This window comes from Streptomyces sp. NPDC021012, assembly GCF_044333355.1.
Classification (GTDB): Bacteria; Actinomycetota; Actinomycetes; order Streptomycetales; family Streptomycetaceae; genus Streptomyces.
Genome location: NZ_JBIRQU010000003.1, coordinates 220,260 through 233,847, shown reverse-complemented (window position 1 = coordinate 233,847; position 13,588 = coordinate 220,260). Strand labels below are relative to the sequence as shown.

General features: G+C 71.0%; 14 protein-coding genes. 4 read left to right on the top strand and 10 right to left on the bottom strand.

Going from position 1 to position 13,588, the window contains the following annotated elements; translation table 11 throughout:
- Window positions 1–88: 88 nt before the first annotated feature.
- Window positions 89–1,048 carry a fibronectin type III domain-containing protein gene (locus tag ACH4TP_RS10825; RefSeq protein WP_398437094.1) on the bottom strand — a complete coding sequence of 320 codons (960 nt, stop codon included), beginning with the start codon at window positions 1,046–1,048 and terminating at the stop codon, window positions 89–91.
- A gap of 131 nt (window positions 1,049–1,179) precedes the next feature.
- On the opposite strand from ACH4TP_RS10825, the gene ACH4TP_RS10820 reads away from it, so the two are divergent.
- Window positions 1,180–1,758 carry a hypothetical protein gene (locus ACH4TP_RS10820; protein WP_398437093.1) on the top strand — a complete coding sequence of 193 codons (579 nt, stop codon included), beginning with the start codon at window positions 1,180–1,182 and terminating at the stop codon, window positions 1,756–1,758.
- A gap of 16 nt (window positions 1,759–1,774) precedes the next feature.
- Here ACH4TP_RS10820 and ACH4TP_RS10815 read toward each other — a convergent pair whose 3' ends face one another.
- The 9 genes from ACH4TP_RS10815 to ACH4TP_RS10775 all read right to left on the bottom strand — a co-directional run bounded on the left by ACH4TP_RS10815 (window position 1,775) and on the right by ACH4TP_RS10775 (window position 9,987).
- A complete protein-coding gene (locus tag ACH4TP_RS10815; protein ID WP_398437091.1) occupies window positions 1,775–2,596 on the bottom strand; it encodes an aspartate/glutamate racemase family protein in 822 nt (273 codons plus the stop codon).
- A 59-nt stretch (window positions 2,597–2,655) separates the two neighbouring features.
- On the bottom strand, window positions 2,656–4,104 hold the full coding sequence (locus ACH4TP_RS10810) for a nucleobase:cation symporter-2 family protein (RefSeq protein WP_389232860.1): 1,449 nt from the start codon (window positions 4,102–4,104) through the stop codon (window positions 2,656–2,658).
- 296 nt (window positions 4,105–4,400) lie between these two features.
- Window positions 4,401–5,789: an 8-oxoguanine deaminase gene (locus tag ACH4TP_RS10805; RefSeq protein WP_389232857.1), complete on the bottom strand. Its 1,389-nt coding sequence runs from the start codon at window positions 5,787–5,789 to the stop codon at window positions 4,401–4,403.
- 48 nt (window positions 5,790–5,837) lie between these two features.
- Window positions 5,838–7,253, bottom strand: coding sequence for a nucleobase:cation symporter-2 family protein (locus ACH4TP_RS10800; protein WP_398437088.1), 1,416 nt, complete (start codon window positions 7,251–7,253; stop codon window positions 5,838–5,840).
- Between the two features lie 73 nt (window positions 7,254–7,326).
- On the bottom strand, window positions 7,327–8,250 hold the full coding sequence (pucL, locus tag ACH4TP_RS10795; RefSeq protein ID WP_389232851.1) for a factor-independent urate hydroxylase: 924 nt from the start codon (window positions 8,248–8,250) through the stop codon (window positions 7,327–7,329).
- A 5-nt stretch (window positions 8,251–8,255) separates the two neighbouring features.
- Window positions 8,256–8,645 (bottom strand): hydroxyisourate hydrolase, encoded by a 390-nt coding sequence (uraH, locus tag ACH4TP_RS10790; RefSeq protein ID WP_389232848.1) that lies wholly within the window; start codon window positions 8,643–8,645, stop codon window positions 8,256–8,258.
- Window positions 8,642–9,193, bottom strand: a complete 552-nt coding sequence (gene uraD / locus ACH4TP_RS10785; protein WP_389232844.1) for a 2-oxo-4-hydroxy-4-carboxy-5-ureidoimidazoline decarboxylase — start codon at window positions 9,191–9,193, stop codon at window positions 8,642–8,644. Before uraD ends, uraH begins: the two co-directional genes overlap by 4 nt.
- A 156-nt stretch (window positions 9,194–9,349) precedes the next feature.
- Window positions 9,350–9,688, bottom strand: a complete 339-nt coding sequence (locus ACH4TP_RS10780) for a helix-turn-helix domain-containing protein (RefSeq protein WP_398437833.1) — start codon at window positions 9,686–9,688, stop codon at window positions 9,350–9,352.
- Between the two features lie 44 nt (window positions 9,689–9,732).
- On the bottom strand, window positions 9,733–9,987 hold the full coding sequence (locus tag ACH4TP_RS10775; protein WP_383791335.1) for a hypothetical protein: 255 nt from the start codon (window positions 9,985–9,987) through the stop codon (window positions 9,733–9,735).
- A 137-nt stretch (window positions 9,988–10,124) separates the two neighbouring features.
- Here ACH4TP_RS10775 and ACH4TP_RS10770 point away from each other — a divergent pair, with 137 nt between their 5' ends.
- The 3 genes from ACH4TP_RS10770 (at window position 10,125) to ACH4TP_RS10760 (ending at window position 13,566) form a co-directional block, all read left to right on the top strand.
- Window positions 10,125–10,958, top strand: a complete 834-nt coding sequence (locus ACH4TP_RS10770; RefSeq protein WP_398185358.1) for a TIM barrel protein — start codon at window positions 10,125–10,127, stop codon at window positions 10,956–10,958.
- 47 nt (window positions 10,959–11,005) lie between these two features.
- Complete coding sequence (locus ACH4TP_RS10765; RefSeq protein WP_389232837.1) at window positions 11,006–11,899, top strand: 2-hydroxy-3-oxopropionate reductase; 894 nt, start codon at window positions 11,006–11,008, stop codon at window positions 11,897–11,899.
- A 212-nt stretch (window positions 11,900–12,111) separates the two neighbouring features.
- Window positions 12,112–13,566 carry a catalase gene (locus ACH4TP_RS10760; RefSeq protein WP_398437085.1) on the top strand — a complete coding sequence of 485 codons (1,455 nt, stop codon included), beginning with the start codon at window positions 12,112–12,114 and terminating at the stop codon, window positions 13,564–13,566.
- Window positions 13,567–13,588: the final 22 nt, after the last annotated feature.

Genomic DNA, 13,588 nt, shown 5'->3' with positions numbered 1-13,588 from the left:
CCCAGCGCTCTGTCGCATCCCCTGATCGCAGGGTGAGGGACCGTCACGTCCGGCGAAAGGGTGCGGTTCCGGCCACGCGGAGGGCGGTTCAGCGGACCACCACCGTCCTCGGTGCCGAGAAGTCGCCCCAGGTGCCGTCCGGGAGTTGGGCGCGGAGGGTGAGGGTGTAGCGGGTGCCAGGGGGGTCCTGGACGGCGAAGGTGTAGGTGGCGCGGCCGGGGGGTGGGGTGGTGCCCCAGACGATGGTGGTGGCGAAGCGGCCGTTGAGGTGGAGTTCGTGGTGGGTGACGGGGGCGCCCGTCTTCGGTGGGGTCCAGGTGAGGGTGATCTCGCCCTGGGTGGCCGTGGCGGTGAGGGCGGTGGGGGCGGTGTTCGGTGGGGCGCCGGGGGACGGGGAGGTGGTGAGGTCGGCCGGGGTGCTGTCCGGGGAGGAGTTCTCGGCGGCGTCGCGGGCGCGGACGGTGAACGCGTAGGCGGTGCCGGGGCGCAGGCCGGTGAGGTGGGCGGTGGTGGCGGTGCCGGGGACGGTGTGGATGCGGGTGTCGGCCTGGTAGACGTCGTACGCGGTGACGCGGGTGTCGTCGCGGGCCGGGGACCAGTGGAGGGTGGCGGCGCGGTTGCCGTCGGCGGTGGCGCGCAGCGCGGTCGGGGCGGTGGGGGGTGTGCGGTCCTCGGCGGCGGCGGGGAGGGTGGTCGCGGTGACGGTGGCGCTGGGGGCCGAGACGTTGCCGGCGGCGTCGCGGGCACGGACGGTGAAGCGGTGGCGGGTCGCGGGGGTGAGGCCGACGACGTCGGTCATCAGGGTGGTGGCGGGGAGGTCCTTGACCTCGCGCCCCTCGCGGTAGACGGCGTATCCGGTGACGGCGCGGTCGTCGGTGGCCGCGCTCCACATGACGTGGACGGTGCTCGCGCTGCCCGCGGTGGCGGTGACCCCGGTGGGGGCGGTGGGGGCGCGGGTGTCCTCCGGCGCGGGGGCGGCGGGGCCGGCGCAGGCGGTGAGGGTGAGTGCGAGCGCGGTCAACAGGCTTGCGGTGAGCGTGCGTTGCACGGGCCGGCCTCCGTCCGTCGAAAAGGTCCAGACCTATATCGCACAGGGGGCGGAGGTCCGGCAAGGGGGCGTTGTCAGTGGGGTGCGCTTCACTGGAATCGTCACGCTCCGTAGTCGAACCTGGGGGAATCATGACGGACCGTACGACCTATGTGACGCTCGCCGGGGTGCGCCGGCGCGGCTGGACCGACGCGATGGTGCGGGACCTGCTCGGCATGCCCGACGTGCAGGGGCGCGATCCGCGCCGCTGGTCCCTCGCGCCGGTGCGGCTCTATCTCCTGGCGCGGGTGGAGGCGGTGGAGCGGACGGCCGAGTTCGGCGAGGCGGCCGCGCTCCGCCGGGCCCGGGCCGCGGCCCCCGGGGAGCACGCCGAGCTGCGGCGGGCCGCCGTCCTGACCGCGATCCGCGCGGAGCCGATCGAGGTGCCCCTGCTGCCCGGACCCGAGCTGGAGCGGCGGGCGGTGCGGCACCGGCACCTGCTGGGGGCCCGCAGTCCCGGGCCGGACCCCGCCGCCTCCCTGGTGCGGTGGCAGGTGAGCTATCTGCGGCACGCCCTCGCGCGGTACGAGTCGCTGCTCGACGGGCTGTACGGGGAGACCGGCCGGGGCGAGGCCGAGCGGCTGCTGCGGCGGCGGATGTACGAGGCGATCGCCGCCGCCTACCCCGCGCTGGCCCGGGAGTGCCGGCGGCGGATCGCGGTGGAGCGATGAGCACCGCCGCCGACCGTCAGGCCGTCAGCAGGCGGACGATCGCGCGGCAGGCCGCCGGGATCGGGGCGACGACCCGGACCGCGCAGCGGGCCTGGAGTTCCTCGGCCGCCTCGCCGAGCGGGCCGCCGCCGATGACGACGGCGCGCGCCCCGTCCCGTTCGGCACAGGCGCGGACGGCGCGCTCCAGCTGGTCGAGGAGGAGCGCCGGGTCGGCGGAGAGGCGTTCGGGGGCGCCCTCGGTGAGCCGGAGGCCGGTGTACCGGTCCGCGAGGCCCAGGGCCGTGACGCGCTCGGCGATGGCCTCCGCGAGGAGCGGGGTGGTGGTCGCGATGCCGAAGGGCGTTCCGTCGGCGGCCGCCTCCAGGAGCGCGGCCTCGCCGATGCCGACGACGGGAATGCCGGCCGCGGGAGGCGTCTCCGCCGCCCCGGCCGCCGCGGCCGCCGTCGCCTCGGCCGCTCTCCTCGCCCCGGCCGCTCTCCTCGCCCGGAGCGCTGCCGTCGCGTCGGTCGCGCTCGTCGTGCTCGTCGCACTGGTGGCGGCCGTCGCCTCCCGCAGTGCGGTCAGGCCCGGGTCGCCGAAGGCGGCGACGAGGAGGGCGGCGCAGTCGCCCTGGGCCATGGCGTGGAGGCCGGCGGTGAGGACCTCGGGGGCGGCGGCGCGCAGGGCGTCCGGGTCGGTGAGCATGAGCGGGCCGTGGGCGGCGGTCACGCCGCGGACGGGGAGGGCGGGACCCAGGGCGCGGCGGGCGATGGCGGTCATCATCGCGGTCGTGGCGGTGGAGGTGTTGGGGTTGATCAGCACCACGGCCCCCGGCCGCCCGCGGTCGGCATGCGCCACGGCCCCGGGCCCCGCGGCGTGCGCGGGGACCGGGGCGGGCGGTGGGACGGGGAGCGGGTTCAGTGGGCGTGCGCCGCCTTCGCGTCGGCGGTGCCGGAGATCTCCCCGCCCGGCTCCATGGGCGCGGTGACCTCGTCGGCGTCGCGGCCCCGGCCCAGGTGGTTGAAGACGAAGTTGAGCAGGACGGCGGCCACGCAGCCGGTGGAGATGCCGGAGTCCAGGATGATCTTCGCCGTCTCCGGGAAGGCGTGGTAGAACTCCGGCTTGGTGATCGGGATGATGCCGATGGCCAGCGAGACGGCCACGATCAGCACGTTGTTGTCCTTCTCCAGGCCGGCCTTGACCAGGGTCTGGATGCCGCTGGCGGCGACCGAGCCGAAGAGGACGACGCCCGCGCCGCCGAGGACCGGCCGGGGCACGACCGAGATGAGCGAGGCGGCGACCGGCGAGAGGCCGAAGAGGACCAGGAAGCCACCGCCGCAGGCGACGACGAAGCGGCTGCGGATCCTGGTCATGGCGACCAGGCCGATGTTCTGCGCGAAGGCGCTGCACATGAAGCCGTTGAAGAGCGGGCTGAGCGCGGAGCCGAGGGTGTCGGCGCGCAGTCCGGCCGCGATGGTCCTCGCGTCGGCGGGCCGCTCGACGATCTCGCCGAGCGCCAGCATGTCGGCGGTCGACTCGGTCATGGAGACCAGCATGACCACGCACATGGAGACGATCGCGGCGAGGGCGAACTGCGGGGCACCGAAGTGGAAGGGGGTCGGGAAGCCGACGAGGTCGGCCTCCTTCACCGGGGAGAAGTCGGTGACCCCGAACGGTATGGCGATGAGCGTGCCGAGGACGAGGCCGACCAGGACCGCGACCTGCTTGAGGAAGCCGCGGGTGAAGCGGCGGAGCAGCAGGACCACGACGAGCGTGATGCCGGCGAGCGAGAGGTACGTGGTCGAACCGTAGTCCTCGGCCTTGGGGTTGGGCCCCTGGGCCCAACCGAACGCGACCGGGAGGAGGGAGACGCCGATGAGGGTGATCACGGAGCCGGTGACGACCGGCGGGAAGAACCGCACGAGCCGGGAGAAGAAGGGGGCGGCGGCGAAGCCGAGGAGTCCGGCGACGATGATCGCGCCGAAGATCACGGGCAGCGCGTCCGCCTTGTTCTCGGTGGTGTTGACGATCGCCAGCATCGGCGCGACACCGGCGAAGGTGACGCCGTTGACGAACGGCAGCCTGGCGCCGATCTTCCAGATCCCGAGCGTCTGGAGGAAGGTGGCGAGTCCGGCGGTGAAGAGGCTCGCGCCGGTGAGGAAGGTGAGCTCGGTACCGGAGAGGCCGACGGCCGCTCCGACGATCAGGGGCGGGGCGACGACGCCCGCGTACATGGCGGCCACGTGCTGGAGGCCGCTGGTGAGCATCTTGAGAGGGGGCAGCGTCTCGTCGACCGGGTGCTTCTCAAGGTCTTCGGGAGCGGAGCCTGCGTCGGTTGCATTGCGAACCTGGGGCTGGGCGGCCACGGCGGTTCCTCCGGTCGGTTACACGTCGGCGGCGACGAGGGGTTCAGGGAGGTGGTGCGATGCGGTGCGAAGTGCAGGAGGTGCGGCTCGGTGCGGGGTGGGGCGGGGCCGCGCGGAGGGGGCGCGGGGCGGGCAACGGATGCCCGGTGTGGGGGTGCCGGGCGGGGTTCACCGTCCCGGGTGGTGCCGTACGTCTTCTGCGTACGGCACCACCCGGTCGGGCTGCCGCGGACCCCGCTCGGGTCCGCGGCGACCGACCGAGGGCCGTCCCCCTCGGTCGGACTCCATGGGGAGGGTCAGCTGCCGGCCGTGATGCGGGCCAGGCGCTGCGCCTCCGCGCGCGCGTCACGCGCGATCTGCTCCTCGTCGGCGAACAGCAGTCGGTTGTTCTCGACGATCTGCTTGCCGTTGACGAAGGAGGCCGTGACCGGGGCCGCCGCGCCGAAGACGATGGCGGTGACCGGGTCGGCGATCGAGGAGTGGCCGAGGCCGTCGATCTTCCAGAGGACGAAGTCGGCGAGCTTGCCGGCCTCGAGGGAGCCGATGTTGTCGGCGCGGCCGAGGACCTGGGCGCCGCCGTAGGTGCCGAGGCGCAGGGCCTGGCGGGCGTTGAGCGCGGCCTCGCGGTGGGCGCCGAGCCGGTTGATGAGGAGCGCGTTGCGCAGCTCGGTGTGGAGCTCGCCGGACTCGTTGGATGCGGTGCCGTCGACGCCGAGGCCGACGGGGACGCCCGCCTTGAGCATGTCCGGTACGCGGGCGATGCCGGCGGCGAGGCGCGCGTTGGAGGACGGGCAGTGCGCGACACCGGTCTTGGTGCGGGCGAAGGCCTCGATGTCGGAGTCGTTCATGTGGACGCAGTGCGCCATCCACACGTCCTCGCCGAGGAAGCCGGTGGACTCGAAGTAGTCCGTCGGGCCCATGCCGAAGAGCTCGTGGCAGAACTTCTCCTCCTCCACGGTCTCCGAGCCGTGGGTGTGCATGCGGACGCCGAGGCGGCGGCCGAGCGCGGCGCCCTCGCGGAGCAGCTCGGTGGAGATGGAGAAGGGCGAACAGGGGGCGACGGCGACCTGGGTCATCGCGTCGAAGGAGGCGTCGTGGTACTTGCGGACCGTCTCCTCGGTCGCGGCGAGCGCGCCCTCGGTGGTCTCGACGGCGAAGTCCGGCGGCAGGCCGCCGTCCTTCTCGCTGCGGTCCATGGAGCCGCGGGCCAGCGTGAAGCGGACGCCCATGTCGGCGGCCGCGCCGATGATGGCGCCGGAGAGGTCGCCGGAGCCCTGCGGGTACACGTAGTGGTGGTCCATGGCCGTGGTGACACCGCCGCGGGCCATCATCGCCAGGGAGCCCTGGGCGGCGACGCGGACCATCGACTCGTCGATCCGCGACCACGTCGGGTAGAGCGCGACCAGCCAGTTGAAGAGGTTGTGGTCGGTGGCCAGACCTCGGGTGATCCACTGGTAGAAGTGGTGGTGGGTGTTGATCAGGCCGGGCGTCACCAGGTGACCGGTGGCGTCGATCCTGCGGACCACGTTCTCCAGGCCCTCGGGCGCCTTGCCGGCGCCGAGGGACTCGATCCTGTTGTCGGCGACGACGAGGTACCCGGAGGCGTACTCGGTGTCGTTCGCGTCGACGGTCGCGATCGCCGCGTTCTCGATGACGATGCGCTGGGTTGCCGAAGGTGCTGCCATGGCGGTGCTTCCTTCATTCCTCGGGGATGGTTCGGGCACGGCAGGACCCTAGGAGGATTTGAGTGCCGGAGCCGCGTGACGGCTCCGGGTGCCGAGATGGTGGAAGAAGAGGTTCAGCAGGACGGCGACGAGCGCGCCCGCGCTGATGCCGGAGCCGAGCACCGTCTGGGCCCAGGCCGGGAAGCCGGCGTAGAAGGTGGGCGCGGCGAGCGGGATGATGCCCGCTCCGAGCGCGACGGCCACCAGGATGATGTTGGAGCTGTCGTCGAGTCCGGCCTCGGAGAGGGTACGGATGCCGCTGACCGCGATCGAGCCGAAGAGGACGATGCCGGCGCCGCCGAGGACGGGCATCGGGACCATGGAGACGACCGCGCCGAGGACGGGGAAGGCGCCGAGGACGAGCAGGGCTCCGCCGGCGGCGGCGACCACGTACCGGGAGCGGACCCGGGTCAGCGAGACGACGCCGACGTTCTGCGCGAAGGCGGAGGTCGGGAAGCCGCCGAAGACGGGGCCGAGCAGGGTGGCGATGCCGTCGGTGCGCAGGCCGCGGGTGATGGTCTTCCCGTCGCTGCGGCGCTCGCAGATCTCGCCGAGGGCGAGCATGCCGGCGCTGGACTCGGTCATGAGGACCAGCATCACGATGCACAGGGAGAGGATCGCGGCGGGCTGGAACTCGGGGGCGCCGAAGGCGAAGGGGGCGGGCAGGGCCGCGACGGGTGCCTCGCGCAGGGCGCTGAAGTCGGCCATCCCGAGGGGGATCGCGGCGAGGGTGCCGAGGAGCAGGCCGAGGAGCAGGGCGATCTGCTTGACGAAGCCCTTGCCGAAGCGCTGGAAGAGCAGGATGACGACGAGGGTGAAGGCGGCGAGTGCCAGGTACTTCATGGAGCCGAAGTCGGCGGCGGTCTTGTCGCCGCCCTGGGCCCAGCCGACGGGCACGGGCATCAGGGTGACACCGATGAGGGTGATCACGACGCCGGTGACGAGCGGCGGGAAGAAGCGCAGCAGCCTGCCGAAGAAGGGACCGACGGCGAGGCAGAAGACTCCGGCGACCATCACCGCGCCGTAGATGGCGGGGAGTTGGTGTCCGGGGGCGCTGGTCTCGGCGATGGCGAGCATCGGGGCGATGCCGGCGGACGAGGCGGCGTTGACGAACGGGAGCCGGTTGCCGGCGAAGCGCCCGATGCCGAGGGTCTGCAGGAGGGTCGCGCAGCCGGCGATGAGCAGGCTGGCCGCGATGAGCCGGGTCATTCCGGCGGCGTCGAGACCGACGGCCTGGCCGATGATGAGCGGAGGGGTGACGACGCCCGCGTACATGGCGGCGATGTGCTGGAGTGCCGCGGGGACGAGCCGCGAGGCGGGGAGTTTCTCGTCCACCGGGTGGCACTCGGCCGTGGCCGAGGTGGTGGTGGACGGGGTGGAACACGGGCCTTCGGCGGATGCCGGCCCCTTTGCAGGCTGAGCCATTGTTGTTCCCTCCGGTCCGGTCCACCGGCCCCGCCCGACTGCGGGCGGACGGGGCCGGTGACGCGGATGCCGCTTAGAGGTTGGTCATGTCGACCGGGATGAGCGCCGTGGCTCCGTCGCGGAGGACGGTGGCCTCGATGAGGCCGTACATGCGGTCGGCGGCGTAGTAGACCTCGTTGTCGTTCTTCAGGCCGAAGGGCTCGAGGTCCACCAGGAAGTGGTGCTTGTTCGGGAGCGAGAAGCGGACTTCGTCGATCTCCGAGCGGTGGTTGATGATGCGCGTGGCCATCTGGTATAGCGTCTGCTGCAGGGAGTACGAGTACGTCTCCGAGAAGGCCTCGAGCATGTGCTTCCTGGTCTGCTCGTAGGACCGCTCCCAGTTGGGCATGCGCTGCTCGTCGTCGGTCCAGTTGAACCGCCAGCGGCCGGACACCTGGGTGGCCAGGATGCGGTCGTACGCCTCCTGGAGGGTGGTGTACTTGTCCTTGATGTAGCCCCAGAACTCCGAGTTGGTGGAGTTCATGACGACGAGGTCCTTGAGGCCGGAGATGACCTCCCACTTCTCGCCGTCGTAGGTGATCTGGGAGACGCGGGTCTCCTGGCCCTTGCGGGCGAAGGAGTGGTTGACCTCGTCGGCGCCGATGAACTTGGAGTTGGCGTCGGAGGAGGCGATGCGCTCCCAGGCGTACTCCTCGATCCGGATGCGCGCCCGCTTGATCGGCTCCTGGCTCGTCACGAAGTGGCGGGCGAGGTGGATGCCGAACTGCTCGGCGGACTCGATGCCGTACTCCTTGGCGAACGCGAAGACGGTGTTCTTCGTCGTGTCGGTGGGGAGGCAGTGGGCGTTCGAGCCGGTGAGGTGGACGTCGTCGAGGTCGCCGGAGAGGGCGACGGAGACGTTCAGGTCCTTGATGTGGTGGGTGGCGCCGTCCCGCGTGATCTTGACGACGCGGTTCTCTGCTTTGCCGTACTGGTTCTGGCCGAGAATCGTGGGCATGTCTGCTAGCTCCCTCGGTAAACGGAGTAGCCGAACGGGTTGAGCAGCAGCGGTACGTGGTAGTGCTCGCCCGGCTTGACGGCGAACGTGATCGCCACCTCCGGGAAGAACGCACCGCTGTCCCTTACGCGGGGGGCGTCCTGCTGCGCCTCGGCTTGCTTCTTGGCGAAGTACGTCTCGGTCTCGAAGTCGAGACGCACGTGGGTGGTTTCTTCCGGCAGCGCCGGCAGGTCCTTGCAGCGCCCGTCCGCGTCGGTGGCGGAGCCGCCGAGCACGACCCACTCCGCGTCGGAGCCGCTGCGGGCCGCGAGCGTGATGGTCACGCCCTCGGCCGGGCGGCCGATGCTGGTGTCCAGGATGTGGGTGGACACCGAGGCGGTGGTGTCGGTGCTCATCGGGAGCTCGCTTCCTCGGGGGTCTCGGAGGTCTCGGGGGACTCGGGGGTCTCCACGAGACGGTTCAGCCGGATGCGGTTGATCTTGCCCAGTTCGGTGCGGACGATCTCCCGCTCCGTCTCGGGCGAGTTGCCGATCCGCTCCCGGACCGCGTCGCGCATCTGCTCGCCGGTCCTGCCGGTGGCGCAGATGAGGAAGACATGGCCGAACTTGTCCTGGTAGGCCAGGTTGAGTTCGAGCATCTCGGCCTTGAGCTCCGCGGAGGCGCCGGCCATCCCGCTCTGTTCGCGGGAGGAGGTCGGGTCCCCTTCCTTCGGTCGACCGATCGGCGGGTGCCCCGCCATCGCCTCGGCCAGGTCCTCGGCGGCCAGCTCGGCCATGGCGGCGTCACTGGCGAGGAAGAGGGCTTCGGCGGTGGAGAACGGGCGCTGGGCGAGGACCTTGCTCCCCCACGCCGAACTGGAACACACCTCGTGGAGCGCGGCGACGGCCTCGCTGTCCGAGGAGGTGTTGAACCGGGTCAGACCCGGTGTCGTACCTGAAGTCACGGGAAGCCTCCGTGGCTGTTTTTCGCTGTGCGTCGAACGGGCTGCGGATAGCTAACGCCCTCCGCAACACAACGTCAACACTTTGTTGAAAACTCGGCCACACAAAAGCCGTCGTCCCGACATCTGGACGACGGCTTGAGGGCACCACATGATCAACTACTCGCTCTTGGCGGCCTTTTCCCTGTTCAGGGCGGTCTCCCTGTTCAGGTAGTTGTACACGGTGAAGCGGCTGACGCCGAGGGCGCCCGCCACCGTCTCCACTCCGTGGCGCACGGAGAAGGCACCCCGCGCCTCCAGGAGCCGGACCACCTCCTGCTTCGCCTTGCGGTCCAGTTCGGCCAGCGGCATCCCGTGCCGCCGCTCCATCGCCGCGAGGATGCGGTCCAGGGAGTCCGAGAGCTGCGGCAGGCGCACGGCGAGCACGTCCTCGCCCTCCCAGGACAGGACGACGTCGTCGCTCTCCGCCTGCGCGGGGACCAGCAGCTCGGCGCCCATGGCGTCCACCAGGGGCTTCACGGCCGCGACCAAGGGGTGCTCGCTCACTTCCCGCCCTCCCCGATCACATTGACCTGGAGCGAGACGCGCGTGGCACCGGCCGCGAGCGACTTGCGCAGCAGGGCGTCGACGGCGGTCAGCACCGCGTCGGCGCCACCCTCCGCCGTGTTGCCGAAGGGGCCGACGTCGACCGCGTCCAGCTCGGCCGACTGGATGACCTCACGGGCCACGACCGCGTGCGCCGGCGCCTCGTCGAGGTCGAACGGCTCGGTCGTGAACTCCACTCTCAAACGCTCCATGGCCCCACGCTACGGCCCGATCCCGCCCCATGGGAGCCCCGGACCTGCGGGGACCTCTTGACAAGTGCGTCGCCCGCCTTGCAACATTCCGTCAGACAGAAACTTACTTCCGCAATACGGAAGGAGCGCCGCCCCTCATGGGATACACGGACCAGCGCTTCGATGTGAACCTGTCGATCCTCTTCACGGAACTCCCGCTCCTGGAGCGCCCCGCGGCCGCCGCCGCGGCGGGCTTCACCGCGGTCGAGCTGTGGTGGCCCTGGATCGACACCGCCACCCCCGAGCAGAGCGAGCTCGACGCCCTCAAGAAGGCCCTTGAGGACGCCGGCACCCAGCTGGTGGGCCTGAACTTCTACGCCGGGCAGCTCCCCGGCCCGGACCGCGGAGCCCTCTCCGTGCCCGGGGAGGAGTCGGACCGCTTCCGCGCCAACATCGAGGTGGCCGCCGACTTCGCCGCCTCCGTCGGCTGCAAGGCGCTCAACGCGCTCTACGGCAACCGCGTCGAGGGCGTGGACCCGCAGATCCAGGACGCCCTCGCCCTGGAGAACCTGGTGCTGGCCGCCCGCGCGGCCGACCGCATCGGCGCGATCCTCCTCGTCGAGACCCTCAACAAGCCGGAGTCGCCGCTCTACCCGCTGGTGAGCGCCCCCTCCGCGATCGAGGTCGTGGACAAGGTGAACGCGGCCACCGGCCTCGGCAACGCCAAGTTCCTCCTCGACATCTACCACCTGGCCATGAACGGCGAGGACGTCAGCCAGGTCATCGCGCAGTACGCCGACAAGACCGGCCACGTCCAGATCGCGGACAAGCCGGGCCGCGGCGCGCCGGGCACCGGCGAGCTCCCCCTGGAGCAGCTGCTCGACGAGCTGAAGAAGGCCGGTTACGACGGCTGGGTCGGCCTGGAGTACAAGGCCGCCGACGCCGCCGCCTCCTTCGAATGGCTGCCGGCCGAGGCCCGCCCCGCCCGCTGACGCAGGCCCCCTCCCCGTACCACCTTGTTTTGAGAGGCACCCTCACCATGAGCAGCAACCTCCCCAAGATCGCTTGGATCGGCCTCGGCATCATGGGCTCCCCCATGTCCGAGAACCTCCTGAAGGCCGGCTACTCGGTCACCGGCTTCACCCTGGAGCAGGACAAGCTGGACCGCCTGGCCAAGGCCGGCGGCACCGCGGCCGGCTCGATCGCCGAGGCCGTCGAGGACGCCGACGTCATCATCACGATGGTGCCCGCCTCCCCGCAGGTCGAGGCCATCTCCTACGGCCCCGAGGGCATCCTGGAGAACGCCAAGCAGGGCGCGCTGATCGTGGACATGTCCTCGATCACCCCGCAGACCTCGGTCGACCTCGCCAAGAACGCCAAGGAGAAGGGCATCCGCGTCATCGACGCGCCCGTCTCCGGCGGCGAGGCCGGCGCCATCGAGGCCGTGCTCTCCATCATGGTCGGCGGTGAGCAGGCCGACTTCGACGAGGCCCTCCCGATCCTGGAGGCCCTCGGCAAGACCATCGTGCTCTGCGGCCCGCACGGCTCCGGCCAGACGGTGAAGGCCGCCAACCAGCTGATCGTCGCGGTCAACATCCAGGCCTGCGCCGAGGCCGTCGTCTTCCTGGAGAAGTCGGGCGTGGACCTCAACGCCGCCCTCGACGTCCTCAACGGCGGTCTGGCCGGCTCGACCGTGCTGACCCGCAAGAAGGACAACTTCCTGAACCGGGACTTCAAGCCCGGCTTCCGGATCGACCTGCACCACAAGGACATGGGCATCGTCACCGACGCCGCCCGCAACGTCGGTGCGGCCCTCCCGGTCGGCGCGGTCGTCGCCCAGCTCGTCGCCTCGCTGCGCGCGCAGGGTGACGGCGGCCTGGACCACTCGGCCCTGCTGCGCGCCGTCGAGCGCCTCTCCGGCCAGCAGGTCTGACCACTAGGGCCTGTCTTCCGGGCCAGGCCCTAGCCCCTTCCCGGGGCCACTGATTTCCGGTCGGCGGCGGCGCTGACAACCTGTCCTGTCGCGCCCAGGCGTCGCCGCCGACCGGAACACCACACTTCATTTTCAACAAACTGTTGACGTGCTGTTCGAGCCGAATTTACGCTCCTCGCACCGTCAGCAGAGCTCCCGTACGGAAGGTCACGATGTCGAAGCGCGTGCTTACGACCGAGTCCGGCGCCCCCGTCGCCGACAACCAGAACTCCGCCACCGCCGGCGTCGGTGGCCCTCTCCTCCTCCAGGACCAGCACCTGCTGGAGAAGCTCGCGCGCTTCAACCGTGAGCGGATCCCGGAGCGCGTGGTGCACGCCCGCGGTTCCGGCGCGTACGGCTACTTCGAGGTGACCGACGACGTCACCGCGTACACCAAGGCGAACTTCCTCGGTGAGGTCGGCAAGAAGACCGAGACCTTCATCCGCTTCTCCACCGTGGCCGACTCGCTCGGCGGCGCGGACGCGGTCCGCGACCCCCGCGGCTTCGCCCTGAAGTTCTACACCGAAGAGGGCAACTACGACCTCGTCGGCAACAACACCCCGGTGTTCTTCATCAAGGACCCGATCAAGTTCCCCGACTTCATCCACTCGCAGAAGCGCGACCCCTTCACGGGCAAGCAGGAGCCGGACAACGTCTGGGACTTCTGGGCGCACGCCCCCGAGGCCACCCACCAGATCACCTGGCTCATGGGCGACCGCGGCATCCCGGCCTCGTACCGTCACATGAACGGCTACGGCTCCCACACCTACCAGTGGACCAACGAGGCGGGCGAGGCCTTCTTCGTCAAGTACCACTTCAAGACGAACCAGGGCATCCGCTCCCTCTCCTCCGAGCAGGCCGCCGAGCTCGTCGGCAAGGACGCCAACTCGCACCAGACCGACCTGCTCCAGGCCATCGAGCGCGGTGTGAACCCGAGCTGGACCCTGTACGTCCAGGTCATGCCGGCCGCCGAGGCAGCCGACTACCGCTTCAACCCGTTCGACCTCACCAAGGTGTGGCCGCACAGCGACTACCCGCTGCAGCGCGTGGGCCGCCTGGTCCTCGACCGCAACCCGGACAACGTCTTCGCCGAGGTCGAGCAGGCCGCGTTCTCCCCGAACAACTTCGTGCCGGGCATCGGTCCTTCGCCGGACAAGATGCTCCAGGGCCGTCTCTTCGCCTACGCGGACGCCCACCGCTACCGCCTCGGCGTCAACCACACCCAGCTCCCGGTGAACGCCCCCAAGGCGACCGTGGCCGAGAACTACGGCCGTGACGGCGCCATGGCGACCCGCAACGGCTCGCGTTACGACAAGAACTACGAGCCCAACTCGTACCAGGGCCCGGCCCAGACCGACGCCGCGCTCTCCGCGCCGCTCGCCATCCACGGCTGGACCGGCACCCACGAGGCGCCCGCGCACACCAAGGACGACGACTTCTTCCAGGCCGGCGAGCTCTACCGCCTGATGTCCGAGGACGAGAAGAAGCGCCTGGTCGCCAACATCGCCGGCGGTCTGTCCCAGGTCTCCCGCGAGGACGTCATCGAGAAGAACCTCGCGCACTTCGCCGCCGCCGACGCCGACTACGGCAAGCGCGTCCGCGAGGCCGTCGAGGCCCTGCGCGACTGATCGCGCGGCAACACCCAGACTG